Consider the following 25,836-nt stretch of genomic DNA (forward strand, 5'->3'; position numbering starts at 1 on the left):
CTAAAAATTAAAAAGCGTTCACTAAAATAAATTAGTGAACGCCTTTTTCGCTATAGTTGAGTTTTGATTAATATCCGTATTCAAATTGTCCTTCTGTCACTGCAACACCTGTTGTTGTAACGAATTCAAAAGTTCCGCTGATACATTTTGTTTCGGTATCATGAGATGTTATGGTAAGTCTACCAGAAACAGCTGATGCTTTATCATTGTATAAGCTATATGTCGCGCTATACTCTCCTGATCCTGTTAAAGAGTGCTGTCCAACCTCCACACTGATTGGGAAAACGATTGTTATCTCCTCGTCTTCATTACTCGCTTTTATTAGTATTGAAGGGTTGTTCACTCCAAAAGGAATTGCATCGTGATCATCAGTAATCATCTCGTTTCCATTAATCATGGCTGTTAAAGAAGCGTTTAAAAGACAAGGGTTGATTTCTTCTTGCTCTTCTTCTTCAGAGGTAATAATGATTTCCTCCTCTTCTTCCTCTTCTTCAGGTTCTGGTACAAAATTTTCTATAGGTAATCTATAAAACCATCCGTTTTGGAAACTCATTGATTTTCCATTGCTTCCTTTTAAATCTGTAAAATAGAAATTCCCAGAAACTAAATTGTCCTGAATTTCTGTAATTACTATTTGTCCATTATTAGCACCTTCTTCAGAAACGAACTTAGCATCGTTGTTTTCGAATGTTACTTGATTAATGGCTTGTTCTAATCTATAAGTTCCTCTTTCTGTAGAAGAAGTAGTGAAGCTAATTGATTCTGTTCCTGTGTTTCCGATGATTACTAATGTACCATCCTCATGAATGATTGCTTTTCTAATATCGGGTCTAAATAACTTTCCGTCTATAGTAGCTTGTAATCCTGGTGAATTTACTTCTATATCGGTACTACAAGAGCTGAAAATAAGGCATATAAATGCCAGGAGTAGGGTAATTTTTTTAATCATACGCTTGGGGCTTTAAAAAATTTAGAGATAGATAACCAACTAATCAATAAATAATTTAATACAAACATATCACGAAATTCTGAAGAAAACAATTTTTTTGAAGATAAAACCATAATTTTTTACGATTAATGACATTTTAATATCGATGAAATACACAAAATTATATTTCATATCTAATAAAAGTAGGTATTTACGCTTCTCGTGAGACGTCTATAAGTCCTGTTAGAAAGAACAGTAAAACGTGTTAATTCTTCGATAGCTCTAAATTATTTAGTGAAAGAAGAATAAATTCGATGCTAATTTGCTAAAAATGATTACATTTGCGCACTTAATTATAAACAGGGTCGTGTACCCAAAAATTAATTTTTATGCCTGTTAAAATAAGATTACAGAGACATGGTAAAAAAGGAAAGCCTTTTTACTGGATCGTAGCAGCAGATGCTAGAGCAAAGAGAGATGGTAGATTTTTAGAAAAAATCGGTACTTACAATCCAAACACTAACCCAGCAACTATAGACCTAAATGTTGATGGAGCTGTAAAATGGTTACAAAATGGAGCGCAGCCAACCGATACTGCTAAAGCTATTCTTTCTTATAAAGGAGCATTGCTGAAAAATCACCTTGCAGGAGGTGTTAAAAAAGGAGCTTTAACTGAAGAACAAGCTGAAGAGAAATTTAACGCTTGGGTTCAGGAAAAAGAAGGATCCGTAAATGCTAAGAAAGATTCTTTAGCAAAGGCAGAGGCTGATGCAAAAGCAAAAGCACTTGCTGCAGAAAAAGAAGTAAATGCTAAGCGTGAAGCTGAAGCTGCAGAAGCTGAAGCTGCCGCTAAAGCAGAAGAAGTAGCTGCTGAAGCTGCTGAAGCAGAAGTAACTGAAGAAGCTAGCAACGAGGAAGAGTAGTTGCATTATTGACGATGAAGAAAGAAGATTGCTTCTATCTAGGCAAAATCGTAAGTAAATTTAGTTTTAAAGGGGAGGTGTTGATAAAACTTGATACCGATGAACCTGAAAGTTATCTAAAAATGGAATCAGTTTTTGTGAACTATAACAAAAATTTGGTTCCATTTTTTATAGAAAAAAGTAAACTTCATAAAAGTGATTTGCTTAGAGTAAAGTTTGAAGATATAGACTCCGAAGAGGATGCTGATGATCTAATGAAGGCAGAAATATATTTGCCACTTGACTTGTTGCCTAAGTTGGAAGGAAATAAATTTTATTTTCACGAAGTTATTGGTTTTAGTATTGTAGATCGAGCTTTTGGAAAAGTAGGAGTTATTACTCATATCAATGATAGTACTGCACAAGCACTTTTCGAAATAGACAGGGACGGTGTTGAAATTTTAATACCTATGAATGACGAATTCATTGATAAGGTGGATAGAGAACAGCGTACTGTTTTTGTAAATACTCCAGAAGGATTGATCGATCTTTATTTATAAAATAATGTCTAAACCATTTCATTTTAAACAATTTATGGTTCACCAGGATCGATGTGCCATGAAGATTGGTACTGATGGAGTGCTTTTAGGATCTTGGGTTCCGATTTCAGAAACTGTAAATACTATACTAGATATAGGTACTGGAACAGGAATCATTGCTCTAATGATGGCACAGCGTTCTCATGCAGGAACTATTGATGCACTAGAAATAGATGAGCTTGCTTATGAACAAGCAGTAGAAAATTTTGAAGCTTCTGACTGGGGAGATCGGCTATTTTGTTATCATGCTTCTTTTCAGGAATTCTTTCAGGAAATTGATGATGAGTATGATCTTCTCATTAGTAACCCACCTTTTTATAAAGATACCTATAAAACAGAAGATTCTAGTAGGGATTTAGCCAGATTTGAAGATGCATTGCCATTTGAGCATTTATTTATAGGAGCAACTCATTTGCTTTCCGAGAATGGTAGGTTTGGAGTAATTTTACCTTATAAAGAAGAGGAAGTAGTAATTGAAATTGCCCATAAAGTAGGCTTGTATCCTCAAAAAATTACAAGAGTAAAGGGAAACCCATCTTCAGAAATTAAAAGAACTCTTTTGTTATTTGGTTTTGAAGAGGTGGAAGTAAAATTGGATGAGCTTATTATAGAGAATGAAAGGCACCAATATACTCCAGAATATGTAGACCTTACTCGAGATTTTTATTTAAAAATGTAAAAAAGGAGAGTCTAGTAGACTCCCCTTTCTCCAAATTCAATCACTCTACGTAGTTCAACTTATATTTCTATAAGTGTAAACAATCTTAAAGATTTTTAATGCTATTAGTTTTTACCGATCCAGTTTCCTTCTGCATCACATAATACTTCTACAGTCTCTCCGTCTTCTTTCGTAAGTTCTAGCTTAAACTCTGAAGCGTCTTCCTTAGCAGCAGCTTTATTGATGGTCGCACCTTTAAAATCTTTCGCAACAGCATCTAAAACAGGTTGGGGTAAATTTTCAACAGCTAATTCAATATATTTTTCTTGAGCAGTAATTTCTATAGCTTCATCTGAAGAAGTCACTTGAGCAGTGATATTACTAGTTCCGAATAAAAGTCCTAAAGCTACTACTGGTAATACAAATAAATTTTTCATTTTAATTTCAGGTTTTAATTATTTTTTATTTCGATACTTAAATAAGAGGAAGAATTATGCCAGAGGATTGATAATGCTTTAATGTTGATTAAATAGCTGTAATACAGTGTTTTAAAACAAACGCTAATAATGTTAATAGTATCTAAAATGTGTAGAAATCAGATTGAGAATGCGGAAATTAACCACAAATTTATGTTCAAAATAGATATGCAAAACGTATGATAAACGCTTCTCACAATTTGTTTTGTTTGAAGTAAGTTTGATCATAACAGGATTAGAAGAATGATTGGGGAAAATCAAAAACAGCTTTATTACAAGGGTTATTAACAGATTTGACATTTTTTAATGCAAAAAGGAATAATCTGAGATCTTTCTTGATTATTTTTTAATTAATCTCACTATTTTTGAATATATCATAAAAAAATAATCCATTTACGCTATGAAACCTGATCTTTTTGAAGCACCAGATTACTACAATTTAGACGAACTTTTGACTGATGAGCATAAGTTAGTACGCGATGCTGCGCGCAGTTGGGTAAAACGAGATGTGTCTCCAATCATAGAAGAATATGCTCAACGTGCTGAATTTCCTAACCAAATTATTAAAGGATTAGCAGAAATTGGAGCTTTTGGTCCATATATACCTGAACAATATGGAGGAGCGGGATTAGACCAGATAAGCTATGGGTTAATCATGCAAGAGATCGAACGAGGCGATTCAGGTGTTCGTTCTACAGCTTCAGTGCAATCATCATTGGTGATGTATCCTATTTGGAAATACGGAACAGAAGAACAACGAAATAAATATCTTCCTAAGCTAGCATCTGGAGAATTTATGGGATGTTTTGGTCTGACCGAGCCAGATCATGGATCTAATCCAGGTGGTATGACAACCAATTTCAAAGATAAAGGAGATCATTATTTATTAAATGGAGCAAAATTATGGATATCCAATGCACCTTTTGCTGATATTGCTGTGGTTTGGGCAAAAAATGAAGAAGGAAGAATCCACGGTTTAGTGGTAGAAAGAGGTATGGAAGGTTTTTCTACGCCAGAGACACATAACAAATGGTCCTTACGAGCATCTGCAACAGGTGAATTAATATTTGATAATGTAAAGGTTCCTAAAGAGAACTTATTACCTGGAAAAAGTGGTTTAGGAGCACCGTTAAGTTGTTTGGATTCTGCTCGTTTTGGTATAGCTTGGGGAGCAATAGGAGCAGCAATGGATTGTTATGACACAGCACTTCGTTATTCTAAAGAAAGAATTCAGTTCGATAAGCCCATAGGTGGAACTCAGTTACAACAAAAAAAGTTAGCTGAAATGATTACCGAAATCACGAAAGCGCAATTGTTAGCTTGGAGATTAGGGGTGCTAAGAGAAGAAGGTAAAGCGACGACTGCTCAGATATCTATGGCAAAACGTAATAATGTGGAAATGGCAATAAATATTGCGAGAGAGGCAAGACAAATTCTGGGAGGAATGGGTATCACAGGAGAGTATAGTATTATGAGACATATGATGAATTTGGAAAGTGTAATCACTTATGAAGGTACTCATGATATTCATTTATTAATTACAGGGATGGATATTACAGGTATTCCAGCTTTTAAGTAAAAATCAAAATAAATTTTCGTAATAATTACGCCTTAGTTTTCCTAAGGCGTTTTTTTATGACATAGTTTTTATCACTCTCTAAACCTAAAATATTTATTTATGCAGGAGTATACTTTTATAATTGGTTCAGTTTTTAATTAGGTTTTTAGCATCAGTAAATATGCTGATTGTCTTTTCAATATCTTCTTTTGTAGTCATCCATGAGCAGATACTAATACGTATTACATCTCTTCCTTTCCAACGAGATCCACCGCACCAGCATTGTGAAGAATTTTGAACTGTATGTAAAACCAATTTTGTTTGCTGATCATTTTCACAGGCTATCAATACTTGGTTAAATACAACTTCATTCAGAATGATAAAACCATTTGCAGATAATCCTTCTGCTAGCTGTTTTGCTCTGTTATGAAATGTTGTAATCATAGTATCCATGCCTTCTTTTCCAAGATATTTCATGGTAGCCCATAATTCTATAGTTCTGGAGCGTTTTGATAATTCAGGTGTATATAAAAGTGGATCTCTTTGATCGCTATAGGTAATGTATTCTCCAGAGGCTTGTAATGCAGATATTAACGCTTCAGAATCTTTACACATTATAATTCCAGAGTCATATGGAGTGTTTAAAGTTTTATGACCATCTACAGCCCAAGATGATGCTTTTTCGATTCCTTTCGTAAGATAAGAAAGAGATTTTGAGGCTGCCGCCCATAGTCCAAATGCTCCGTCGATATGCACCCAAGCACCAGCTTTATTGGCTTGATCACATATAGTGTCAAAATCATCAAAACTACCAGTATTTACGTTGCCAGCTTGTAAAATCAAAAGAGAATGATTGTCTAACTCAGGAAGTTTATCGATTAATAATCTTCCTTGATCATCTGATGGTATCCAGCTGATATTTTCGTTACCAAAGCCAAGCATAGCAAGGGTTTTCTTTATACTAGCATGTACCTGTTCATGGGCGAAAATTTTAATTTCCGGAGCACCATTTATTCCTTTTATGTTGATATCCCATCCTAGATTTTTAAGTAATCTAAAACGTGCAGCTGCTAATCCAGAAAGGTTCGCCATCGATGTTCCGCTAACAAAACCGGCAACCGTTTCATTTGGTAAATTAAAAATAGTTTTAAGCCATTGTTCACAAATTTGTTCTAACTTGGAGTTTATAGGAGATGTAAGAAATAATCCTCCACATTGATCCCAAACATCTGACAACCATTTTACTCCCAATGCTATGGGAACAGCGCCTCCATTTACAAAACCAAAATATCGTCCTCCTAGTTGTGCAATTGTAGCTTTAGAACCAACATCGTGTAATAGATGCATAATTTCCTCAGTAGAACCTGATTTTTCACTAAGAGGTTCATCGAACACGTTTAATTGTTTAATATTTTCGGGAGATGGAAATACATCCATCTTTTCAATCCCATCTATATAGTCATAAGCAAAGGAACGAGCTTTATCGAATAGCTTTTTCTCCAATAATTCTGTTCGCATTTGTTGTAAAATATCCATACTTTAATGTGATAAATTATTGTTTAGAGAAGGCTAATTTGATTCCAAGTAGTATAAAGGTAATTCCTGTGAATTTATCTAACCACGTTTTTATTTTATAGTTTTTACGTATTCGATCAGATAGTTTGGCTGCAAAAAAGGCAAGAAAAAGACACCATATTGTTCCTGTAGTCACAAAGGTTAAACCTAAAATCATAAATGGAATATGGTTTTCTACCGCTTCAGGACTAATAAACTGAGGCAAGAAAGCAAGAAAAAATAAAGCTACTTTAGGATTCAGAATATTGGTTAATATGCCTGAAACGTAAATTTTAGAGTAGTTTATGTGATTTTCAATATTTTCATTTACTTCAAAATTTTGTACCGTTTTAGATCGTAATAATTGAACACCTAAGTAAATAAGATAGATAGCTCCAGCATATTTTATGAGCTGAAAAGCTAAGGCAGACTTCGCTAGTAATACTGATAGGCCTAAAGCGGCTGCCAAGCAATGGATCAAAGCACCAGTTGTTATTCCTAAAGCAGATAAAATACCGGATTTTTTTCCTTGTGATATGCTTCTTCCAAGGATGTACATAGTATCCGCGCCTGGTGTTAAGTTTAAAAGAATTCCCGCAAGTATAAAAGCTTCAAAGTTGATAATTCCAAACATGTATTATGGTTTTATGAAAATGATGTAAAGTAATAGTACTTTATTCTTACAGTGTAAATTTAGTTTTATCTTAGCAAGATGATATGTTGATTCGTGGGATATAACGTGCAATTTCCTTCGAAAACGTATTTTTAATATACAAAAACAATGGATTGTGGTGAAAGACGAATTAGATCGTAAGATCCTATGTTATTTAAAAGAAAATTCTAGAGCTTCTTATGCGCAGATAGGGAGACAAATTGGGTTGTCGGCATCGGCAGTTGGTGAACGAATTCAGCGTTTGGAAGAAACGGAAGTTATTAAAGGATATAGGACATTAATAGATCCGAAAAAGATGGGACTTTCTGTGTCGGCTTATATTCTGATGAGTTTAGAAAGTAAAAATTTCCATTCTTTTGTGGAGATCATGAAAGATTATCCTGAAATCGAGCATTGTAGTAGGGTTACTGGAGAGAATTGTTTGATTATGAAAATAAATGTAAAAGATAGTGGTCATTTGCAGAAATTTATCGATCGTTTAGCAAAACATGGAAATCCATCAACACAAGTAATTCTTTCGGATCTTATTACAAATTAAGTAGGATGTATTAGTGATAGTTTGACATTTTCAAATCGTATAATTTTAAAATAAAAATAAATGAAAATATTTGGGCATCGCGGAGCCGCTGGATTGGTTGCAGAAAATACAATAGAGTCTATTAAAGAAGCCTTAAATCATAAGGTCGATGGAATTGAAATAGATGTTCATAAATGTAAGTCTGGCGAGCTTATTGTAATTCATGATGAAACATTACAAAGAACAACTAACGGTAAGGGAAAAGTATCTGACTTTACACTGCAGGAATTACATAAATACACAACGATCGAAGGATACAAGATTCCTACGTTAAATCAAGTATTAAATATGGTCAATACAACATGTGATATAAACATAGAATTAAAAGGAATAGGAACGGCGATGCCTGTAATAGAGCTTTTAGAAGATTATATTAAAAACACTAACTGGGAGCGTAATAATTTTGTGTTATCTAGTTTTGATCATTCTCAACTATTTCAGATAAAAAGATCAAGTTCCGAATTTAATTTAGGAGTGTTAACAGAGAAAAATATATCCTCAGTTTTATCAGTAGCCGAAAGTTTAGAAGCCTATTCTGTTCATCCACCAATTGCCTCATTAACGGAAGAAGAGGTGAAGCTGGCAAAAGATAAGGGCTATAAAGTGTATGTCTGGACGGTAAATGATCCTGAAGATATTAAATCATCAAAAGAGCTAAAAGTAGATACTATCATAACTGATTTTCCTAATTTTGCTTAATGCAATATGATCTCCTAATTATTGGCGGCGGAGCGGCCGGTTTTTTTACTGCAATTAACGTAGCTGAAAATGATCCAAATCTTACGATAGCCATTTTAGAAAGAGGAAAAGAAGTGCTTTCTAAAGTAAGAATATCTGGAGGAGGAAGATGTAATGTTACACATGCGGAGTTTGTTCCAGATCCTTTAAGTAAAAACTATCCAAGAGGCGAAAAAGAGCTATTAGGTCCTTTTCATACTTTTATGACAGGTGATACTATGGAATGGTTCGATAAACATGGTGTTGAATTAAAAATAGAAGATGATGGTCGTATTTTTCCAATTTCTGACTCATCGGAAACTATTATAAATTGTTTTTTGTCTGAGGCCAGAAGGTTAGGAATAGAAATTCTTAAAAATCATGTGGTAAAAGATTTTTACTATGAAGATAAGGTTTGGAAAATAAGTACAAATCAAGGCGATTTTGAAAGTAAAAAAATGATGATAGCTACAGGAAGTAATTCCAAAATCTGGGCAAAACTTAAATCCCTTGGACTTCAAACGGTAAATGCAGTACCTTCTTTATTTACATTTAATATAAAGGACAAAAGGATTAAAGACTTGCCGGGTATTTCAACAAATGCTTCCGTAAAGGTCAAAGACTCTAAATTATTCAGCGAAGGTCCTCTTTTGATTACGCATTGGGGAATGAGTGGTCCTGCAATTCTGAAGCTTTCGGCATGGGGAGCAATAGAGTTGCATAATTTTAATTATAACTTTGAGATCATCGTCAATTGGTTACAAGATTATTCGTTAGAAGAAACCCTTCATATGTTAAAGGCTTTAAAAAACGAGCACCCCAAGCAACAAGTTTCTAAATATGCTCAATTTAATTTGCCCAAAAGACTATGGCAAAGTTTAGTGTTAGCCGCAGATATTGGTGATACAACCAAGTGGGCAGATGTAAATAAAACACAACTAACTAGACTTTCTGAAGAATTGATCAAGGGAGTTTATAAAGTAGTAGGTAAAAGCACATTTAAGGATGAATTTGTAACAGCAGGAGGTATAGATCTTAAGGAGGTTAATTTCAAAACCTTTGAAAGCAAAAAACACAAGAACTTATATTTTGCTGGCGAAGTCTTAAATATAGATGCGATAACGGGAGGATTTAATTTTCAGAATGCTTGGACAGGAGCTTATATCGCTGCTCAGGCAATTACATCGAAAGAATAAAAGAACAACACATGAAAACTTATGTCGCTTTATTGAGAGGTGTTAATGTTGGAGGTCATAACAAGATTAAAATGGTTGATCTTAAAGTGGCACTTCTTTCTGCCAGTTTTGAATCGGTAACTACCTATATACAAAGTGGAAATATTGTTTTTAAAGCTGGATCTGAAAACATTAAAGAATTACAAGAAAAAATAAAGAAAGTAATCCAAAAGAACTTTGGTTTAGAGATATCTGTTGTAGTGCTAACACAAAAAACTTTACAGAAAATTCTAACAAAAAATCCTTTCAAAGAGAGATTTAGTAATGACGAAGCCGAACTCAAAAAATTATATTTCATGGTCTTTTGTGATGCCGCAAATGAAAATGCCATCATAGAACTTAATAAGCTTTCGGTAGCTCCTGAAGAATTTATAATCACACCTGATGTCATCTATTTATATGCTGCAAATGGTTACGGAAAAACAAAACTTCACAATAATTTTTTTGAAAAAAAATTAAGAAATAAGTCTACTGCTAGAAACCTGAAAACGTTAAGTAAGTTATTGGAAATTTGCTCCTTAGTTGGTTGATTTGTAGATAAACGCCCAATAGATTTGTGTAAAATTTCGTATATTAAAGAGGTTAAACTATTACCTTATATACTATGAAAAAAATTACACTACTACTTATTATTTTTATTTGTCAAAGTTCGTTTACAGCCAGAGCAGGAGATGATGAGCCTATTAAAAAGCTATTAATGGACTATATAGCTAAAATGAATAATTTAGAAAAAGGAGCTAAGAAAAATAGCGTCTTACTTCTATTTGATGAAAAATATAGTGGCAATACGGTCTACGTAAATTTATCAGGAGCTTTGGTTCGAAAAGAGTACGATAAAAAACATATTTCCTCCCAGTTAGATGATATTATAAATGATGACAATTATAGTTTCAAACTTAAGTTAGAGAATATTGTTTTTCAAAGCCAGAAAGAAAATGCCGGAATTATATCGGCAGTAGTTAATTTCGAATCTTTTATAGATAAAAAATTAGCCGAAAAAGGCACTATGTTAATGGATATGGTTGCTGTTAAAGTAAATGAAAGATGGAAGATTGTGCAGAATAATATGGTGAGAGTGTCTGAAGCAAAAGATATTGGTGAATGTGTTTGCTATATGTACGGAAACGGAGACACAAAATTTGTTACCGAAGTATATTTTCCAGCAGGATTAGAATACGATCAGAAATTAGAGTCTTTTCAGATAACGAAGAAAGATGGAGTAAGAGTTATTAAAACGCATAGCGAAGAATTTGCATGGAAAGGAAATGGAGGCGTTTATTATAATGGAAAATCCATTGGAAAAACGAAAGAACCCAAAAAAGCGATACAAGCAGCAGTGAAAAAACTGTATAAAGATTCTTGTGTCAATGTCATATTTAACTAATACATCAGAGAAGTTTTATAATAAATCCTACTCTATATTTTAGAGTAGGGTTTATTATAAAAAAACTAATAATGTAATTTTTAATCTCTTAAAAAGCCTTTCCAAGATATTTCTATAGCCTGATTGATATGTTTGTCAAGTAGTTTTACCTTCTCATTTTCATGAATTTTTACTAGTGATACTACATTCCCAAAAAATAATTCCTCCATCACTAGAGTGTTGTAAGACTTAAATACTTTTTGTCGAATACCAGTTTTAAAGTAATTTTCAATATCTCCATAATATTGTCTCGCTTTATCTTTTAAAGATTGTGGGATCTCTGGAGATCTTGCTATTTGTTCAGAAAATATAAAAGCAAGAGGGTTATTAACGAAATAGTGGAATAAGTTGAGCCACATGATCGAAAATTGTTTTTTAATGTCATCTTCTGGAACATTTCTCATAACTACTGTTCCGAAATCTTGTGTGAGCATTAAATATAGCTCAGTGATAATCTCCTCTTTATTTTTAAAATGATGATATACTGTTCCATTAGCAACACCTGATTCTTTAATGATTTGTGAGAGAGAAGTTGCCCGTATTCCTTGTTTTGTGATTAATTCTAAAGTTGTCTGTAAGACGATCGACTTTTTGTTCATAAAAAAATTATTCCTTCATTCTTGGTTTAGTTAAGTTGCCATATACTAAAATTTAATGCAGTCGCAAAAGCAACCCAAATCAAGTATGGGATAAGTAGGTAAGCGGCTGTTGAGTTTACAACTTTAAACCATTTGATGGTAAACAAAAGTAGGATAAAAAGGGCAATTATATCCACAAGTGCAATCAATGGATTGCGCATTCCAAAGAAAAAAATGGACCACGCAGCATTGAGTAAAAGTTGAAACCCAAAATGATATAACGCAGTTTTTACCCATTTATGATAAAAACCTCTACTCCAAACAATACCTGCAGCAATTCCCATTAAAATGTACAAAACTGTCCATACAGGAGCAAAAAGCCAATTCGGAGGAGTAAAAGATGGTTTTTGCAATCCTACATACCAGGTGCTAATCGATGTTTGAGTAGCAATGCTGCTTAAAAATCCAATTAAAAGACATAATAAGACAGCAACGCCTATACGTAGTAATTTTTTCTTCATTTAGAATTAGTTAGTTAATCACTAAAATAATAATTTATTTTTACTAGCTTACTCTTAAAACAGCTTATCCACGTATCTTTGCCAAAATTATTTTTTAGATTATGGCCGATTATAGTCAGTTTATTGCAAAAAAAAGTGTAAATATCCCTAACAAAGGATTCTTTTCCTGTTCATCACCAAGTAACATTGCACTAGTGAAATATTGGGGAAAACGGCCGATACAATTACCAGAAAATCCTTCCATTAGTTTTACTTTGGATGTTTGTAAAACCGAAACAATTTTGCAATATGAAAAGTTGGAGAATCCATCAGAAGATTTTCAATTCGAGTTACTTTTTGAAGGAAAGCCAAAACCTGACTTTAAACCAAAAATTCAAAGTTTCTTCCAAAGAATTGAAGCTTATGTACCTTTTTTAAAAGACTTTAAGTTTGTAATAGAAACTAAAAATACTTTTCCGCACAGTAGTGGAATTGCATCATCTGCGAGTGGAATGAGTGCATTAGCGTATTGTATAATGCATTTAGAAAGATCGATGGATGCTTCAATAACAGATATGGAGTTTCTTAAGAAAGCTTCTTTTCTTTCACGATTAGGATCAGGAAGTGCTAGTAGAAGTATAGAAGGTCCTGTAATCGTTTGGGGTAATCATAATGAAATTGAAGGAAGTAGTGATGCTTACGCAGTGAAGTTTCCACATACCATTCATGAAAATTTTAATAATTATCAGGATACTATATTGCTCGTGGATAAGGGAGAAAAACAAGTAAGTAGTTCTGTAGGTCATGATTTAATGCATGGTCATCCTTTTGCGGAACAACGATTTTTTCAGGCAAATACCAACATCACAAAACTTAAAGATGTACTTGTTTCTGGTGATTTGGATAGATTTATTGAAATAGTAGAAAGTGAAGCGCTAACCTTGCATGCTATTATGATGACTTCTCTTCCGTATTTTATTTTAATGAAGCCTAATACGTTATCCGTAATACATAAAATATGGAAGTATAGAAAGGATACAGGTTCTAAAATTTGTTTTACGCTTGATGCGGGAGCAAATGTACATGTGTTATATCCAAACTCAGAAAAAAATGAAGTGATGGATTTCATTAATAGTGAGTTAGTTGTGTATTGTGAGAAAGGGCAGTATATTTGCGATAAAATAGGATTAGGTGCTAAATTGTTGTAACTTTATCCTAAATAATTAGACAAATTAGTAAAAAGGAAAATAAACTGATGAAAGGACCATTATTTTACTCGAAAATACTTTTGTTTGGCGAATATGGAATCATTAAAGATTCCAAAGGTCTTTCTATACCTTATAATTTTTATAAAGGAGCTCTAAAAGTTTCCGATAATCCTGGTGAAGAAGCTGTAAAGTCAAATAAAAGTCTACAAGAGTTTACAAATTATCTCGAAGGAGTGCAGAGTAAAGGTGTAGTCAGTTTCAACTTAGAAAAGTTGAAGGAAGATGTTGGCGCAGGAATGTATTTCGATAGTAGTATTCCACAAGGATACGGAGTGGGTAGTAGTGGAGCTTTAGTTGCTGCGATTTATGATAAGTATGCAGAGGATAAAATTACAGTTTTAGAAAACCTTACGAGAGATAAACTACTTAAACTGAAAGAAATTTTTGGTTTGATGGAGTCCTTTTTCCATGGAAGTAGTTCTGGTTTAGATCCATTAAATAGTTATTTGAGTCTTCCAATTCTAATTAATTCTAAAGATAATATTGAGCCTGCTGGGATTCCTTCCCAAAGTGTAGATCATAAAAAAGGAGCTGTATTTTTATTAGATAGCGGTATCGTAGGAGAAACAGCACCTATGGTTAGTATTTTTATGGAAAACATGAAGCAAGAAGGTTTTAGAAAAATGCTCAAAAATCAGTTTGTGAAGCATACTGATGCCTGTGTAGATGATTTCCTGAAAGGGGATATAAAATCTTTATTCTCCAACATTAAGCAATTATCAAATGTAGTATTGGATAATTTTAAGCCAATGATTCCTCAACAATTTCACGAATTGTGGAAAAAAGGTATAGAAACCAATGACTACTATCTTAAATTATGTGGTTCTGGAGGTGGCGGCTATATCTTAGGATTTACGCAAGATTTAGATAAAGCGCAATCTGCACTAAAAGACTATAAATTAGAAGTAGTATACAACTTCTAAAAGCGCATCCCATTAAGATGTTTTCTAGAAAAAATAAGCTCATTCTTCTTAAGTTATTGAGTTTGTTTTCTATTGTTAGAGGTTACAATATTCTTATTATTGTTTTTGCTCAATATCTTACGTCCATATTTATTTTAGCACCAGATATTCCTTTAAGAGAGGTGCTTTTTGATCCTAATTTATTTGTTATTGTACTAGCGTCTGCAGGTGTAATTGCGGCAGGATATATTATTAATAATTTCTATGATCGAGAAAAAGACCTGATCAATAGGCCACAGAAAACAATGTTAGATCGTTTGGTAAGTCAGCAAACTAAACTAACAGGATACTTTGTGCTCAATTTTCTTTCAGTAATTCTAGCCAGCTATGTTTCTTTTAAAGCTGTGTTGTTTTTTTCTTTATATGTATTCGGAATCTGGTTTTATTCACATAAACTCAAGAGAAAACCTTTTTTAGGTAATTTCGTAGCTTCCATATTATCCATTACACCATTTTTTGCTGTTTTTATTTATTACAAAAACTTCGATGAGGTAATTTTTGTGCATGCTACTTTTTTGTTTTTAATGTTGGTAATGAGAGAAATGGTAAAGGATCTTGGAAACCTTAGAGGAGACATAGCACAGAATTATAAGACAATTCCAATTATTTATGGAGAACCCACATCAAAAAAACTAATTAGTCTACTTGTCCTGGCTTCTTGCGTTCCTATTTATCTATTGCTAACCTCTTATGAAATTGGTTTAATGAATTTTTATTTCTACGCTTGTCTGGGATTGCTATTATCGTTTTTGATTGCACTATGGAAATCAAATAAAAGAACACATTACGTTTGGCTACATAATATTCTGAAGTTCATTATTGTTGTTGGAGTATTTAGTATCGTTCTGATTGATGTAAATATGATTTTAGACAGACTACTTTGGTAGTAAAAAAATAAAAGCAGCTATATAAAATTATATAGCTGCTTAACTTTTAGGTAAGGATGAATCCTTTATATATTCAAAATATCTTAAGCTTCAGGGTTTAATACCTTTACTCTTAATTTAAATATTTTATTACCAGTTTTGTTAATTTCGTTACCTATTTTTTTGTAGTTCAATCTAGATTTTACGTAGTATTCGATAGCTTCTTTTTCTGAATCAATAGATAGGATTACGATTTCTCCTTTTCCGTTTACTATAAACTCAATATTAGCTTTGATTTCATCAGTATCCAACTGGATCTGAGGCTTCTCTAATAGAAGTGCGATTTCACTTCTTAATTTTTGTTCGTTCGTTTCTTCAGTGTTTTTGTCGTTTGCAAAGATCTGAGTAGATGCTAAAATTGCGACTGCTAATACAACTAATTTTTTCATTTTTTACGTGTTTTTGATTTGAGTTTTAAGATATTGTTTGTTTAAATTTTACATGACAAATGTAGATCTGAAAAACAGCTTTTTTTAAGTTTAAATTTTAATATAATGTATTGTTAGCTTTACCATTATGTAAAAATTAGTGCGTTTTAACATAAATTCAACTTTGAATAAAAAGTACTTTTTATATGTTTACTTTAGAAGTATGAAAGAGGATAAGATTTTTTGATATCAAATTCTCAGTACTGTAATGAACAAGTATGCGAATAGTTTAATTTTTGGATGTTTTCTAATGTTAACTTAATGTTACGTGAAGGTTTAACCGTAAAGCTAGTTTTGTTGTTTAACTAATTGAAATTCAATTTTTTAAATGTTAATAATTCGTTAACTACTTTGCGATACTTTTAGAATTATAGGAAAAACTTGACGTATACGAGATAAAATAAATATGCTACATGAATGATCAATTACTAACTGTTGCTTTAGCACAAATATCACCAGTTTGGCTGGATAAAAATGCTACTATAAAAAAAATAGAAAATTCAATTACCGAAGCAGCTGCTAAAAAAGCGGAGCTTATCGTATTTGGCGAAACATTATTACCAGGGTATCCGTTCTGGGTTTCGCTTACAGATGGTGCACAGTTTGATAACAAGATCCAAAAAGAAATTCATGCGCATTATGCACAGAATGCTATAGTTATAGAGAAAGGTGATTTAGATTCTATTTGTGCATTAGCCAAAGAACATAATTTAGCAGTTTATTTAGGGATTATTGAGCGACCTCTAGATCGTGGAGGACATAGTTTGTATGCTTCTTTAGTTTATATTAATAGCAATGGAGAGATTAAATCTGTGCATCGTAAATTACAGCCAACTTACGAAGAACGTCTAACCTGGTCCTCTGGAGATGGTAATGGATTGCGGGTACATCCGCTAAAAGCATTTACAGTAGGTGGATTGAATTGTTGGGAAAATTGGATGCCTTTGCCTAGAGTGGCATTATATGGTCAAGGAGAAAATTTGCACGTAGCTGTTTGGCCTGGTAGCGATTATAATACCAAAGATATTACCAGGTTTATTGCACGTGAATCTAGATCTTATGTGATTTCTGTTTCTAGTTTAATGAGAAAGGAAGATTTCCCAGCGACTACACCACATTTAAACGAAATCCTTAAAAAGGCTCCAGATGTTCTCGGTAATGGAGGTTCTTGTATTGCGGGACCAGATGGAGAATGGATTTTAGAACCAGTACTCCATAAAGAAGGATTACTTATAGAAACCTTAGATTTTAATCGTGTCTTACAAGAACGTCAGAATTTTGATCCTGTAGGTCATTATTCCAGACCTGATGTTACGCAATTAAGTGTAAATAGAGAACGCCAGAGTACCGTTTGGATAGATGAAGATTAATTTTCATTATTTCTAAATGCGAAAGAGCTATCTTTGCAAAAAATGTAAGATATGAGTCGTGGAGACAATTCCAAAAAAGGAAGAGGAAGTGGGAAAAAAGGAGCAAAGCCTAAAAGAAATTCGTATACAAAAGGTAATGCCTCTGTAAGGAATAAAAGTAATGGACCAAAAAAGATCTCAGATTCTGAAGAAATTAGATTAAATAAGTTTGTTGCTAATTCTGGTGTTTGTTCCAGAAGGGACGCGGATCTATATATTCAAACTGGGAGTGTTTGGGTAAATGGCAAGCCTGTAACAGAAATGGGATATAAGGTGAAACTTACAGATGAAGTTAAGTTTGATGGTAGACTCATTACGCCTGAAAAAAAGGAATATGTCTTACTTAACAAACCAAAAGGTTTTGTAACATCTACAAGTCCTGAAAAAACTAGAACTGTTATGGATTTGGTTGCAAATGCTTCCAAAGCCAGGCTAAAACCAGTAGGAAGACTAGAACGAAATACTACTGGGTTGTTACTTTTTACAAATGATGTAGATCTAGAAAAAAAACTTACCCATCATAAAACAGGAGTTCGTAAAATCTTTCATGTAGAATTAGATCGTAATCTAAAATTTGAAGATTTTCAGAAAATAGAAAAAGGGATTAAACTGCAAGAAGGTTTTATCCAGGTAGATGAGATCTCATATATCGAAGGAGCTTCTAAAAATGAAATAGGAATACAGTTAATGTCTTCTAAAAATGGAATCGTGACCAAAATATTCGAACATCTTAATTATGGTGTAGTCAAATTAGATCGAGTGATTTTTGCAGGATTGACCAAAAAAGACCTTCCTAGAGGTCATTGGAGAATACTTACCGAACAAGAAGTAATTAATTTAAGGATGATGTAATTAGTTTTTTATTTTTGTGGAGTTATTTTTATGAAAATATATTCCACTCTTAATATAGGAGACTTTCACACCAATTATTGCGAAGATTTTTTAATAGTCGAGAACGTTAGTACGAACAGATTCATAGTAGCTGTTATGGATGGTTGTACTATGGGCAAAGAATCTGTTTTTGCCTCTATGCTGATTGGTAAGATCCTTAGAAATATTGCTAAAGAAGAGTTTTACAAGGACTTTTTAAATAATAATACCAAGGAATTGCAATTATGCCTGCAAGAAATTCTCAAAAAACTTTTTTTACAATTAAAAACTATAAAAAATAATTTAGGCCTAGAGACAGAAGAATTACTGTCGACTCTTATAATAGGTGTAATAGATCAGCATACATCTAATGCAGAGTTTTTATCAGTTGGTGATGGATTGATTCATTATGATGACATTTCAGTAGAATACGAACAAAATGATAAGCCAGATTATTTAGGGTATCATTTAGGCGAAGATTTTGATACTTGGTATCAATCCCAAGAACAACGATTATCAATTACTGACTTTAGGGATTTATCGATTTCTACAGATGGAATTTATTCCTTTAAAAATTTTAAAAATCCTAATCAACAAAAGAAAGAAGAGGAGATTATTGCGTTTTTATTACGAGATAAGCAAGGAAAAAATTACGACAACTTTCTAGAAAAGAAAATCCGTGATTTAGAATTGGAGTACAATCAGGTACTAACCGATGATATTGCTATTATCAGAATAATAAGAGAATAGTGGTTTAATATCTTGCCAACAGTTCTTTTAGTTCGTCGTAATATTGTTTTGTAAGATGTACACTATGTCCTGCGCCTTTGATCAATGTACGTTCTATTTTATCTGGATATAGATCCTTTAATCGCTTAGAATGTTCTTCAGGTTTAATCAAAAAGTCTCTAGATCCATGAAACACCCGGATTGGGCATTGTACTTCTCCCAGAAATTTATATGAAGGTATTTCGTAGTTAATTAAGGATTCTGGTACGGGTGCCATACTAGCGATAAATTCGTTCCAAGCGTAATAAGGTGCTTCTAGAATAAGTAGTTTAGGGTTGTTTTTAGAGGCAGTGTACGAGGCAAACCCTGTTCCTAATGAGAAACCTAATACAATAATATCTTCCTCCTTATAACGAGTAAGCGCAAAATCATACACTTTTTGGGCATCATTGTACAATTCAGATTCTTCTTCATAAAAACTATCACTCTTTCCATAACCTCTATAGTCCACGAACAATACATCAAATTTATTTTCTGTATACAGATACGCCCTTTCTCCCCATTCATGGATGGCCCCAGCATTTCCGTGGAAATATAGAATTAATCCTTTACTTATAGAATCCGTTTTAAATAATAATGCATTCAGATTTACATCATCTTCTACAGCAATATTTATTTCTTCAAAAGGTTGGTCAAAAGAATAGGAGTAATCTTTTGCTAATACCTTTGGGTTAAAAAAGAAACGTTCTTGTTTCACATATAAGAATATATAAACACCAAGGATTAATATGACGATAAAAGCCATGATTCGTAATAATCGTCTTCCTATTTTTTTGAAATTGATTCTCAAGTTGATAATTTATTTTTTTAAAACATATAAATCAGAAGTTTGTTCCACAAATAACGTGAAACCATCCTCTTGATTACGAAGTTGAACGCCTGATATTCCCAGAATATTTAAAATTTCACCTTGTTGTACAGAATCAAAATTAATGAAATATACTTCATCGTACTGATGATTTATCTCAAAAGTACCGGTGTCTATTTTTATGGAGTCTCTTAATAAGGTATACTTATTTTCGGAAAATATAATTTGAAATTCACAATTCAATCTACTCTCATTGTTCTCGCAATAATGTTTGCTTGTTACATATTTGCAAAAATTCCAGTTATCTGCTAAAGATGCTCCTATAACTTCTGTATTTTGAGAAAAGAGAAAGCTAGTGAACATCAAGAATGACAATATTGTTACTTTTTTATATCTATTAAAAATCAACTATAGATAGATTTTAATGAAACTCGAGAAGTGTTTTTAAGTACTTCAAAAATAAAAATACCAAATACAGTAGTATATTCTAAAGCAACAAACCATAAATTTTCTTTAAAATCAGGATTTATATAAGCAGTATAGCTAAATATGATGACAAACGACCACCAAATTGGGAATTTATATTTTGTGAATATGCATAAAACTAACGGTACTGCAATATACCAGGGATGAACTGTGGTAGATAAAAAATAATAACTACAAATCGCAATCATCATTACAGCAATTAATTGATCTGTTTCTTTATTTTTTCTAAAAAAAGTAAGTAGTAAAAGAATTGCTACGGTAATTAATGGGAGGATTTTTCCAACGGTACCGATAATATTCCATCCAATAGTTTCATATCCTATCCATCTTATAATATAATAGATACTCGCATTGAATTCGAAATTTTGGAACCATAAACCAATCGTTTTACTAAAATTTGAAATAAATTCAGAAGATAAGAAAGGAGCAAAAAGGAGTATTGTTGTTATGATTACAATGCTATAGAAACCTACCAATTTCCAAAACCTTTGAAATATAGTATATCCACCTTGTCCAACCATGAATTTTTGGAAAAATAATGGTAAAAACAGTAAAGGGATCAATTTTACCGATACAGAAAGTGCTAAAGCAATTGCAGCCCAATACCAATATCCTTTTTGTAATAGATATAAGGACCATACAATAAAGAAAATCATTACTGCCTCGAAATGGAGGTTTCCTGTAAGTTCAATAATGATGAATGGGTTTAATAAATACCAAAAGATATTTTTTTCTGGGATAGCTAATCTTTGTAGTAGTTTACGACCTACAAAAAAAGTTCCGATATCCGAAAGAATGATCAATAAGCGTAATACAACGGCCGAACCCCAAATATTACTAGAGCCAAATACTGCAGCGATTAGATAACAGAACTGACTAACTGGAGGGTAATTTGTAAAATGACTACCATTTAAAGTTCCCATACCATCATATAACTCTTGCGCCTGAGCTATTGGAGCATTACCTTGTGAAATCCAATTTTCAGGTAATGATAAGTAAGGATTAAACCCTTCTAATAGCATTCTTCCATCCCAAATGAATCGATAAAAATCTTGGGAGAGATTTGGGATGGCAAATAAAAAAAGGATTCTAAATACTAATGCTAAACCCGCTAAAAATTTGATATTATTTGGGTTAATTTTAATAATTTGATAAGTAAACAAGAATAATCCCGCCCAAAGACCAAACATTTTTATAAAATCCGTACGTGCTAATTGATAAGCAAAACTCCAGTAAAATAAGAAACAAACAGTTGCATATAAAATGGAAAACTTATGGTATTTCCATAGCTGCAAAATCATCACAGTTTAGAAGTAACAGATTTGAAGAATACAAATCCAAAACCAAGAAATAACATGATATGAAACAGGAATAATCCAAAGTCCTGTAGTTTGAATGCACTGTATAAGGCAAAAGCAAAATAGCACATTAATAAGGCTTCAATAATGGTGTTACCAGAGATATTCTTATTTATATATTTGTTTCCTTTCCAAGAATCTTTTAAAGAATTAATGTTGAATTTTGGAGTTCTAACAAATTCACTCTTCTTTCCGAAATGACCTTCTAGAACAGCCATAGAGTTATGAACGGAGAATCCCATAGCAATAGAGAAGAACGTAAAAAACATCTTTACATATTCTATGAAGTTCCAAAAACCTCCATTATGAATCTTTTTGAACGTATGCCAATAACAAAAGAAGAATATCACTGTACTCAATGCAAAGAAGGCGATTACATTAAAATACCAGCTAAACATAGGATTACTGTTTTTAATATACATTACAGGTACACTAAGTACTGCAACTAGTAATACTAATAAAAACATACTACTATTCAGTAAATGAAAGAAACTATGAAACTTAGTTTTAAAAGGTACTGTCTTGTCTTTTAATAATTTCCAATATAGTTTTTGGAAATTTTCTGCCGCTCCTTTATTCCATCTAAATTGCTGAGAACGTGCAGCACTTATAACTACAGGTAATTCTGCAGGAGTTTCAACATCTTCCAAATATTTAAACTTCCACTTTTTTAATTGGGCTCGATAACTTAAGTCGAGATCTTCAGTAAGTGTATCTCCTTGCCAGTTTCCTGAATCTTCGATACACGTTTTTCTCCAAACTCCAGCAGTTCCGTTAAAATTGATGAAATGGTCCTTAAAATTACGTCCTACCTGTTCCATCGTAAAATGAAAATCCAAAGCAAAAGCTTGTATTTTGGTAAGAATAGAATAATCTCTATTAATATGTCCCCATCGTGTCTGTACTACACCAATATTGTTGTCTTTGAAATAAGGAATCGTTTGAAGTAACCATTTACTTCCTGGAAGGAAATCGGCATCAAAAATAGCAATGAACTCTCCTTTAGCGATCTTGAGTCCTTCTTTTAGAGCACCAGCTTTAAAACCAGTTCTGTCTTCTCTACGAATATGTTGAATGTCTAATCCAGTTTTTTGTAATTTTTCGATATGAGCCGCAGTCGTATGAACCGACTCGTCTGTAGAATCGTCCAATACCTGTATTTCTAATTTGTCCTTCGGATATTCTAATAAAGAGATATTATCCAACAAACGCTCCATTACATATAATTCGTTGTAAACAGGAAGTTGAACCGTAACGTAAGGCGTTTCATCTTTTTTAGAAAGATCAAAAGTAGGTGACTTATCATCTAATTTACGGGATTTGAGATAGTTGAAAAGTAAGTTCAACTGAGCCAAACTGTATAAGAAAATGATAAGTAGTGCTAACGTGTAAATAACGATGATTGCAATATCCATTACGCAAAGCTATATTTAAAAATCCAACTTAAAATCTTAACGCCTGCAAAGATAGCACCTTTTATGGTTCCTGAAACTTTTGAGACACCTATTCTCTTTTTGTACCTTACTGGAACTTCTGTATAAGAAAACTGTTTTTTTATTGCTTTTAACTGCATTTCCACAGTCCATCCATAGGTTTTGTCTTGCATATTTAATTCTAGAAGTTTGTCGTATTTGATAGCTCTAAAAGGCCCTAGATCTGTAAATTTTGCTCCAAAAAATAATCTCATCAAGCTGGTTGCTAGCCAATTTCCAAAAATCTGAGGAATAGTCATGGATCCAGACTCTCTTAATTTTTTATCTCTAGCACCTATCACCATGTCTATATCCCGATGTATTATAGGATCGATAATTTTTAATAATTCTTCCGGATAATCGCTATAATCTCCATCTAAGAATACGATGATTTCGGGAGTAATTTCTTGAGAGGCAATATGTGATAAACCTTTAAGACAAGCATAACCATATCCCATTCTTTCTTCTCTTAAGACCGTTGCCCCAGCTTTCTTAGCGACAGCTTCTGTGTTATCTGTAGAGTTATTACTTACAACTATAATTTCAGAAACAACTTCGGGAATTTCACTAATTACGTGGCCTATAGAACCTTCTTCGTTGAAGGCAGGTATGATTACTTTAATTAAAGGATTCATTTATAAAGAAACATTGGGATTGTCTTTTCTAAAGCTAGAAACGTCTGTCCATTCTCCAATCTTTTGATTTTCAATATATTTTTCAGCTTTAAAGAGCTTGTTATTCTTGTATAAGAGACAATACCCATTTTTTTTGTTATTTCGATATTGGTACTTTCTTGTAACCTTATCTTTTTTATTATTCGTGGCAATATCGTAAATAATCCACCATTTTTCGGCTTTATTGTTTATAAAGTGTCCTTCTTTTATTAGTTTCTTGTCAGAAGAATAGAAATACCAGTATCCTTCTTTTTGATTATTTCTGAAATGCCCCTTCTCGGAAATATTTCCATTAGGATAATAATTATACCAATAAGCAGTTTTTTGATCTTGTACTTTCCAGCCTTCTGCTTTAAGAGCACCGCTTTCATAAAATTCTCTATGATATTCTTTTTTAGCAGGTATTTGAAACGAAAAAAGAAATATCGTAACAATTAAGTATGTCAGGTGTTTCATCATTATAAGCGTTGGTTAGGGGCTTAGACGAAAACCTTTAGCTATACCTACAAAATATTTTTAAAAAATAAGAGAGGTTTGGTTTTTGTAAGTAAAAAACTTACCTATTTTTAGATTTTTTTAAGAAATAAATGCTTTTTGTCGATGTTTTAGGTATATTTGTCGACAAATTAAAATACACATTTGCATTGTGTTAATGAAGTTTTAGCGGAAATTTATGAAGTGGAATTTATCAAGGTTTATAAATACAAAGAAATATGACAGGATATTAGCTCCTTTCTTTTTTGTTATATTACCTGGTACTGCACTTCATGGATATATGGAATATCTAAATACTGGGTTAAGCCAGTATTTTTTTAGAGATGTCATTAATGTGCTTATCTTGATCATGGGAATTGTAGTATTGAAGTTCTCTTTGATTAGTAAAAAACAGTTAATAGTTATCTCGCTTTATACAATAAGATTCGCTATCGATTACACATTTATAATAGCCTATTTTGATCCTAATTTTGCATTTGAATATAATTTTATTCACGTACAGATGATTTTTGCTACGGTAATATTTGCTGCAGGAACGCTGATTCACTCCAAACATCTTTTCGTATTAAATACAATCAACATTATATTCATAGTCATGTGCGCGCTAACCTATGGTAGCGATTATTCAATTTGGAGATTTGTCTTTTGTGCAGTGCTGGTATCCGGAGGTGGTTTTATTGCTTATGCTGGTAAGAAATTCGTTCAATCACTTTTCAAAAAAATAAAAGCAGCTAATATTTTGATAGAACGGCAAAATGCCGAATTAAAAAAAATGAATGCTTCAAAAGATCAGTTGTTTAGAATTATTGGACATGATCTCAAAACACCTTTTCATCAATTAAATCTATTGGTAGAATTGATTACAGAAAGTAAAGATGAAAATGAACGCCAGCAATATGCTAATTTAATTAAAGAATCCGCTACCAAAGGAAGTGAGCTTTTAGAAGACTTATTAGACTGGGGAAAACAGAATATGGATACTAGTCAAGTTAGTTTAGAAGAAACTTCTATTGCTAAGGTAGTAGATAAAACTTTTGAGTTTTTTAAAGTTAAAAGTGGTGTCAAGGAAATTAAGCTGATCAATGAATTACCAGAAAATATAAAGCTTAAAATTAGTCCATCTATGATGGAAACAGTTTTTAGAAATTTAATAGGTAATGCTATAAAGTTTTCTCATCCGAAATCTAAGATTATCGTTAAATGCAGTATTAAAAATAACTATGTTGATATTTCTGTAGAGGATAGAGGAGTGGGAATTAGCTCTGATCAATTAAAAATATTACTCTCAGAAGATCAAGTGATATCGACATCAGGTACGGCGAACGAGCAAGGTACGGGATATGGACTTGGAATTGTAAAAAAGCTTGTTGAAAAACAAATGGGGTCTTTATCCATTAATAGCGAATTAGAAAAAGGTACAAAAGTAATTCTCACTTTCCCTATGGTTGCCTAATTTCTATTTCTTCATATAAGTAATCATAGTTTAGTATCTAAAAAACGCTTATTAATTTTC

Annotated in this window: 29 protein-coding genes; 16 read left to right on the top strand and 13 right to left on the bottom strand. The window is 32.6% G+C overall.

The features are described from left to right. Positions 1–67: 67 nt before the first annotated feature. The gene (locus Q1A73_RS11480; RefSeq protein WP_299605528.1) at positions 68–949 is read right to left on the bottom strand and encodes a DUF6252 family protein; all 882 of its coding nucleotides are present in this window, start codon (positions 947–949) and stop codon (positions 68–70) included. 368 nt (positions 950–1,317) lie between these two features. On the opposite strand from Q1A73_RS11480, the gene Q1A73_RS11485 reads away from it, so the two are divergent. The 3 genes from Q1A73_RS11485 to Q1A73_RS11495 are packed head-to-tail and all read left to right on the top strand — an operon-like array spanning position 1,318 to position 3,108. Next, positions 1,318–1,851, top strand: a complete 534-nt coding sequence (locus tag Q1A73_RS11485; RefSeq protein WP_299605531.1) for a 30S ribosomal protein S16 — start codon at positions 1,318–1,320, stop codon at positions 1,849–1,851. Between the two features lie 14 nt (positions 1,852–1,865). Continuing rightward, positions 1,866–2,390: a ribosome maturation factor RimM gene (gene rimM / locus Q1A73_RS11490; protein WP_299605534.1), complete on the top strand. Its 525-nt coding sequence runs from the start codon at positions 1,866–1,868 to the stop codon at positions 2,388–2,390. 4 nt (positions 2,391–2,394) lie between these two features. Next, positions 2,395–3,108: a methyltransferase gene (locus tag Q1A73_RS11495; RefSeq protein WP_299605537.1), complete on the top strand. Its 714-nt coding sequence runs from the start codon at positions 2,395–2,397 to the stop codon at positions 3,106–3,108. A gap of 104 nt (positions 3,109–3,212) precedes the next feature. Here Q1A73_RS11495 and Q1A73_RS11500 read toward each other — a convergent pair whose 3' ends face one another. Beyond that, positions 3,213–3,524 carry a hypothetical protein gene (locus Q1A73_RS11500; protein WP_299605540.1) on the bottom strand — a complete coding sequence of 104 codons (312 nt, stop codon included), beginning with the start codon at positions 3,522–3,524 and terminating at the stop codon, positions 3,213–3,215. Positions 3,525–3,963: 439 nt separating this feature from the next. Here Q1A73_RS11500 and Q1A73_RS11505 point away from each other — a divergent pair, with 439 nt between their 5' ends. Next, positions 3,964–5,142, top strand: a complete 1,179-nt coding sequence (locus Q1A73_RS11505; protein ID WP_299605543.1) for an acyl-CoA dehydrogenase family protein — start codon at positions 3,964–3,966, stop codon at positions 5,140–5,142. Between the two features lie 126 nt (positions 5,143–5,268). On the opposite strand, the gene Q1A73_RS11510 is transcribed toward Q1A73_RS11505, so the two are convergent. Together Q1A73_RS11510 and Q1A73_RS11515 are read right to left on the bottom strand one after the other, a co-directional pair. After that, complete coding sequence (locus Q1A73_RS11510; protein ID WP_299605546.1) at positions 5,269–6,657, bottom strand: aminotransferase class V-fold PLP-dependent enzyme; 1,389 nt, start codon at positions 6,655–6,657, stop codon at positions 5,269–5,271. 16 nt (positions 6,658–6,673) lie between these two features. Then, entirely contained in the window at positions 6,674–7,309 is a 636-nt protein-coding gene (locus Q1A73_RS11515) for a LysE family translocator (RefSeq protein ID WP_299605550.1), read from the bottom strand. 157 nt (positions 7,310–7,466) lie between these two features. Between Q1A73_RS11515 and Q1A73_RS11520 the strand changes: the two genes are divergently transcribed. From Q1A73_RS11520 to Q1A73_RS11540, 5 genes are all read left to right on the top strand, one after another. Then, positions 7,467–7,886 carry an Lrp/AsnC family transcriptional regulator gene (locus tag Q1A73_RS11520; RefSeq protein WP_299605552.1) on the top strand — a complete coding sequence of 140 codons (420 nt, stop codon included), beginning with the start codon at positions 7,467–7,469 and terminating at the stop codon, positions 7,884–7,886. 60 nt (positions 7,887–7,946) lie between these two features. Beyond that, the gene (locus tag Q1A73_RS11525) at positions 7,947–8,624 is read left to right on the top strand and encodes a glycerophosphodiester phosphodiesterase family protein (RefSeq protein ID WP_299605555.1); all 678 of its coding nucleotides are present in this window, start codon (positions 7,947–7,949) and stop codon (positions 8,622–8,624) included. Continuing rightward, on the top strand, positions 8,624–9,838 hold the full coding sequence (locus Q1A73_RS11530) for an NAD(P)/FAD-dependent oxidoreductase (RefSeq protein ID WP_299605558.1): 1,215 nt from the start codon (positions 8,624–8,626) through the stop codon (positions 9,836–9,838). The genes Q1A73_RS11525 and Q1A73_RS11530 overlap by 1 nt, the downstream gene beginning before the upstream one ends. 11 nt (positions 9,839–9,849) lie before the next feature. Next, positions 9,850–10,407: a DUF1697 domain-containing protein gene (locus tag Q1A73_RS11535; RefSeq protein WP_299605561.1), complete on the top strand. Its 558-nt coding sequence runs from the start codon at positions 9,850–9,852 to the stop codon at positions 10,405–10,407. 74 nt (positions 10,408–10,481) lie between these two features. Further along, entirely contained in the window at positions 10,482–11,261 is a 780-nt protein-coding gene (locus tag Q1A73_RS11540; protein WP_299605564.1) for a hypothetical protein, read from the top strand. Between the two features lie 80 nt (positions 11,262–11,341). On the opposite strand, the gene Q1A73_RS11545 is transcribed toward Q1A73_RS11540, so the two are convergent. Continuing rightward, a complete protein-coding gene (locus tag Q1A73_RS11545; RefSeq protein WP_299605567.1) occupies positions 11,342–11,899 on the bottom strand; it encodes a TetR/AcrR family transcriptional regulator in 558 nt (185 codons plus the stop codon). A gap of 26 nt (positions 11,900–11,925) precedes the next feature. Then, complete coding sequence (locus Q1A73_RS11550; protein ID WP_299605570.1) at positions 11,926–12,399, bottom strand: TspO/MBR family protein; 474 nt, start codon at positions 12,397–12,399, stop codon at positions 11,926–11,928. A 101-nt stretch (positions 12,400–12,500) separates the two neighbouring features. On the opposite strand from Q1A73_RS11550, the gene Q1A73_RS11555 reads away from it, so the two are divergent. Genes Q1A73_RS11555 through Q1A73_RS11565 form a run of 3 tightly spaced genes read left to right on the top strand, consistent with a single transcriptional unit; the run spans position 12,501 to position 15,495 of the window. Beyond that, entirely contained in the window at positions 12,501–13,586 is a 1,086-nt protein-coding gene (locus Q1A73_RS11555; protein WP_299605573.1) for a diphosphomevalonate decarboxylase, read from the top strand. A gap of 47 nt (positions 13,587–13,633) precedes the next feature. Beyond that, positions 13,634–14,569 (top strand): mevalonate kinase, encoded by a 936-nt coding sequence (locus Q1A73_RS11560; protein ID WP_299605576.1) that lies wholly within the window; start codon positions 13,634–13,636, stop codon positions 14,567–14,569. Positions 14,570–14,586: 17 nt separating this feature from the next. Then, entirely contained in the window at positions 14,587–15,495 is a 909-nt protein-coding gene (locus tag Q1A73_RS11565; protein ID WP_299605578.1) for a geranylgeranylglycerol-phosphate geranylgeranyltransferase, read from the top strand. An 83-nt stretch (positions 15,496–15,578) separates the two neighbouring features. On the opposite strand, the gene Q1A73_RS11570 is transcribed toward Q1A73_RS11565, so the two are convergent. Beyond that, complete coding sequence (locus tag Q1A73_RS11570; RefSeq protein ID WP_299605580.1) at positions 15,579–15,923, bottom strand: hypothetical protein; 345 nt, start codon at positions 15,921–15,923, stop codon at positions 15,579–15,581. A gap of 452 nt (positions 15,924–16,375) precedes the next feature. Between Q1A73_RS11570 and Q1A73_RS11575 the strand changes: the two genes are divergently transcribed. Genes Q1A73_RS11575 through Q1A73_RS11585 form a run of 3 tightly spaced genes read left to right on the top strand, consistent with a single transcriptional unit; the run spans position 16,376 to position 18,991 of the window. Continuing rightward, positions 16,376–17,332 (top strand): carbon-nitrogen hydrolase family protein, encoded by a 957-nt coding sequence (locus tag Q1A73_RS11575; protein WP_299605583.1) that lies wholly within the window; start codon positions 16,376–16,378, stop codon positions 17,330–17,332. A gap of 51 nt (positions 17,333–17,383) precedes the next feature. After that, the gene (locus tag Q1A73_RS11580) at positions 17,384–18,223 is read left to right on the top strand and encodes a pseudouridine synthase (RefSeq protein ID WP_299605586.1); all 840 of its coding nucleotides are present in this window, start codon (positions 17,384–17,386) and stop codon (positions 18,221–18,223) included. A 30-nt stretch (positions 18,224–18,253) separates the two neighbouring features. Beyond that, on the top strand, positions 18,254–18,991 hold the full coding sequence (locus Q1A73_RS11585) for a protein phosphatase 2C domain-containing protein (protein WP_299605589.1): 738 nt from the start codon (positions 18,254–18,256) through the stop codon (positions 18,989–18,991). Positions 18,992–18,995: 4 nt separating this feature from the next. On the opposite strand, the gene Q1A73_RS11590 is transcribed toward Q1A73_RS11585, so the two are convergent. The 6 genes from Q1A73_RS11590 to Q1A73_RS11615 are packed head-to-tail and all read right to left on the bottom strand — an operon-like array spanning position 18,996 to position 24,287. After that, complete coding sequence (locus tag Q1A73_RS11590) at positions 18,996–19,820, bottom strand: alpha/beta fold hydrolase (RefSeq protein WP_299605592.1); 825 nt, start codon at positions 19,818–19,820, stop codon at positions 18,996–18,998. Between the two features lie 9 nt (positions 19,821–19,829). Beyond that, a complete protein-coding gene (locus tag Q1A73_RS11595) occupies positions 19,830–20,201 on the bottom strand; it encodes a hypothetical protein (RefSeq protein ID WP_299605594.1) in 372 nt (123 codons plus the stop codon). 41 nt (positions 20,202–20,242) lie between these two features. Then, the gene (locus Q1A73_RS11600; RefSeq protein WP_299605596.1) at positions 20,243–21,625 is read right to left on the bottom strand and encodes a glycosyltransferase 87 family protein; all 1,383 of its coding nucleotides are present in this window, start codon (positions 21,623–21,625) and stop codon (positions 20,243–20,245) included. After that, positions 21,625–23,097: a cellulose synthase family protein gene (locus Q1A73_RS11605; RefSeq protein WP_299605598.1), complete on the bottom strand. Its 1,473-nt coding sequence runs from the start codon at positions 23,095–23,097 to the stop codon at positions 21,625–21,627. Before Q1A73_RS11605 ends, Q1A73_RS11600 begins: the two co-directional genes overlap by 1 nt. Further along, on the bottom strand, positions 23,097–23,789 hold the full coding sequence (locus Q1A73_RS11610) for a glycosyltransferase family 2 protein (protein ID WP_299605600.1): 693 nt from the start codon (positions 23,787–23,789) through the stop codon (positions 23,097–23,099). Before Q1A73_RS11610 ends, Q1A73_RS11605 begins: the two co-directional genes overlap by 1 nt. Next, the gene (locus Q1A73_RS11615) at positions 23,790–24,287 is read right to left on the bottom strand and encodes a hypothetical protein (RefSeq protein ID WP_299605604.1); all 498 of its coding nucleotides are present in this window, start codon (positions 24,285–24,287) and stop codon (positions 23,790–23,792) included. It abuts the gene before it with no gap. A 214-nt stretch (positions 24,288–24,501) separates the two neighbouring features. Between Q1A73_RS11615 and Q1A73_RS11620 the strand changes: the two genes are divergently transcribed. Next, positions 24,502–25,776, top strand: a complete 1,275-nt coding sequence (locus tag Q1A73_RS11620; RefSeq protein ID WP_299605607.1) for a HAMP domain-containing sensor histidine kinase — start codon at positions 24,502–24,504, stop codon at positions 25,774–25,776. Positions 25,777–25,836: the final 60 nt, after the last annotated feature.

This window comes from uncultured Aquimarina sp. (assembly GCF_947492115.1).
GTDB lineage: Bacteria > Bacteroidota > Bacteroidia > Flavobacteriales > Flavobacteriaceae > Aquimarina.

Bases quoted from the DNA above. Each gene is read 5' to 3' on its own strand.
- Q1A73_RS11480 (WP_299605528.1), bottom strand. From the start codon at position 949: ATGATTAAAAAAATTACCCTACTCCTGGCATTTATATGCCTTATTTTC.
- Q1A73_RS11485 (WP_299605531.1), top strand. From the start codon at position 1,318: ATGCCTGTTAAAATAAGATTACAGAGACATGGTAAAAAAGGAAAGCCT.
- rimM (WP_299605534.1), top strand. From the start codon at position 1,866: ATGAAGAAAGAAGATTGCTTCTATCTAGGCAAAATCGTAAGTAAATTT.
- Q1A73_RS11495 (WP_299605537.1), top strand. From the start codon at position 2,395: ATGTCTAAACCATTTCATTTTAAACAATTTATGGTTCACCAGGATCGA.
- Q1A73_RS11500 (WP_299605540.1), bottom strand. From the start codon at position 3,524: ATGAAAAATTTATTTGTATTACCAGTAGTAGCTTTAGGACTTTTATTC.
- Q1A73_RS11505 (WP_299605543.1), top strand. From the start codon at position 3,964: ATGAAACCTGATCTTTTTGAAGCACCAGATTACTACAATTTAGACGAA.
- Q1A73_RS11510 (WP_299605546.1), bottom strand. From the start codon at position 6,657: ATGGATATTTTACAACAAATGCGAACAGAATTATTGGAGAAAAAGCTA.
- Q1A73_RS11515 (WP_299605550.1), bottom strand. From the start codon at position 7,309: ATGTTTGGAATTATCAACTTTGAAGCTTTTATACTTGCGGGAATTCTT.
- Q1A73_RS11525 (WP_299605555.1), top strand. From the start codon at position 7,947: ATGAAAATATTTGGGCATCGCGGAGCCGCTGGATTGGTTGCAGAAAAT.
- Q1A73_RS11530 (WP_299605558.1), top strand. From the start codon at position 8,624: ATGCAATATGATCTCCTAATTATTGGCGGCGGAGCGGCCGGTTTTTTT.
- Q1A73_RS11535 (WP_299605561.1), top strand. From the start codon at position 9,850: ATGAAAACTTATGTCGCTTTATTGAGAGGTGTTAATGTTGGAGGTCAT.
- Q1A73_RS11540 (WP_299605564.1), top strand. From the start codon at position 10,482: ATGAAAAAAATTACACTACTACTTATTATTTTTATTTGTCAAAGTTCG.
- Q1A73_RS11545 (WP_299605567.1), bottom strand. From the start codon at position 11,899: ATGAACAAAAAGTCGATCGTCTTACAGACAACTTTAGAATTAATCACA.
- Q1A73_RS11550 (WP_299605570.1), bottom strand. From the start codon at position 12,399: ATGAAGAAAAAATTACTACGTATAGGCGTTGCTGTCTTATTATGTCTT.
- Q1A73_RS11555 (WP_299605573.1), top strand. From the start codon at position 12,501: ATGGCCGATTATAGTCAGTTTATTGCAAAAAAAAGTGTAAATATCCCT.
- Q1A73_RS11560 (WP_299605576.1), top strand. From the start codon at position 13,634: ATGAAAGGACCATTATTTTACTCGAAAATACTTTTGTTTGGCGAATAT.
- Q1A73_RS11565 (WP_299605578.1), top strand. From the start codon at position 14,587: ATGTTTTCTAGAAAAAATAAGCTCATTCTTCTTAAGTTATTGAGTTTG.
- Q1A73_RS11570 (WP_299605580.1), bottom strand. From the start codon at position 15,923: ATGAAAAAATTAGTTGTATTAGCAGTCGCAATTTTAGCATCTACTCAG.
- Q1A73_RS11575 (WP_299605583.1), top strand. From the start codon at position 16,376: ATGAATGATCAATTACTAACTGTTGCTTTAGCACAAATATCACCAGTT.
- Q1A73_RS11580 (WP_299605586.1), top strand. From the start codon at position 17,384: ATGAGTCGTGGAGACAATTCCAAAAAAGGAAGAGGAAGTGGGAAAAAA.
- Q1A73_RS11585 (WP_299605589.1), top strand. From the start codon at position 18,254: ATGAAAATATATTCCACTCTTAATATAGGAGACTTTCACACCAATTAT.
- Q1A73_RS11595 (WP_299605594.1), bottom strand. From the start codon at position 20,201: ATGTTCACTAGCTTTCTCTTTTCTCAAAATACAGAAGTTATAGGAGCA.
- Q1A73_RS11600 (WP_299605596.1), bottom strand. From the start codon at position 21,625: ATGATTTTGCAGCTATGGAAATACCATAAGTTTTCCATTTTATATGCA.
- Q1A73_RS11605 (WP_299605598.1), bottom strand. From the start codon at position 23,097: ATGGATATTGCAATCATCGTTATTTACACGTTAGCACTACTTATCATT.
- Q1A73_RS11610 (WP_299605600.1), bottom strand. From the start codon at position 23,789: ATGAATCCTTTAATTAAAGTAATCATACCTGCCTTCAACGAAGAAGGT.
- Q1A73_RS11615 (WP_299605604.1), bottom strand. From the start codon at position 24,287: ATGATGAAACACCTGACATACTTAATTGTTACGATATTTCTTTTTTCG.
- Q1A73_RS11620 (WP_299605607.1), top strand. From the start codon at position 24,502: ATGAAGTGGAATTTATCAAGGTTTATAAATACAAAGAAATATGACAGG.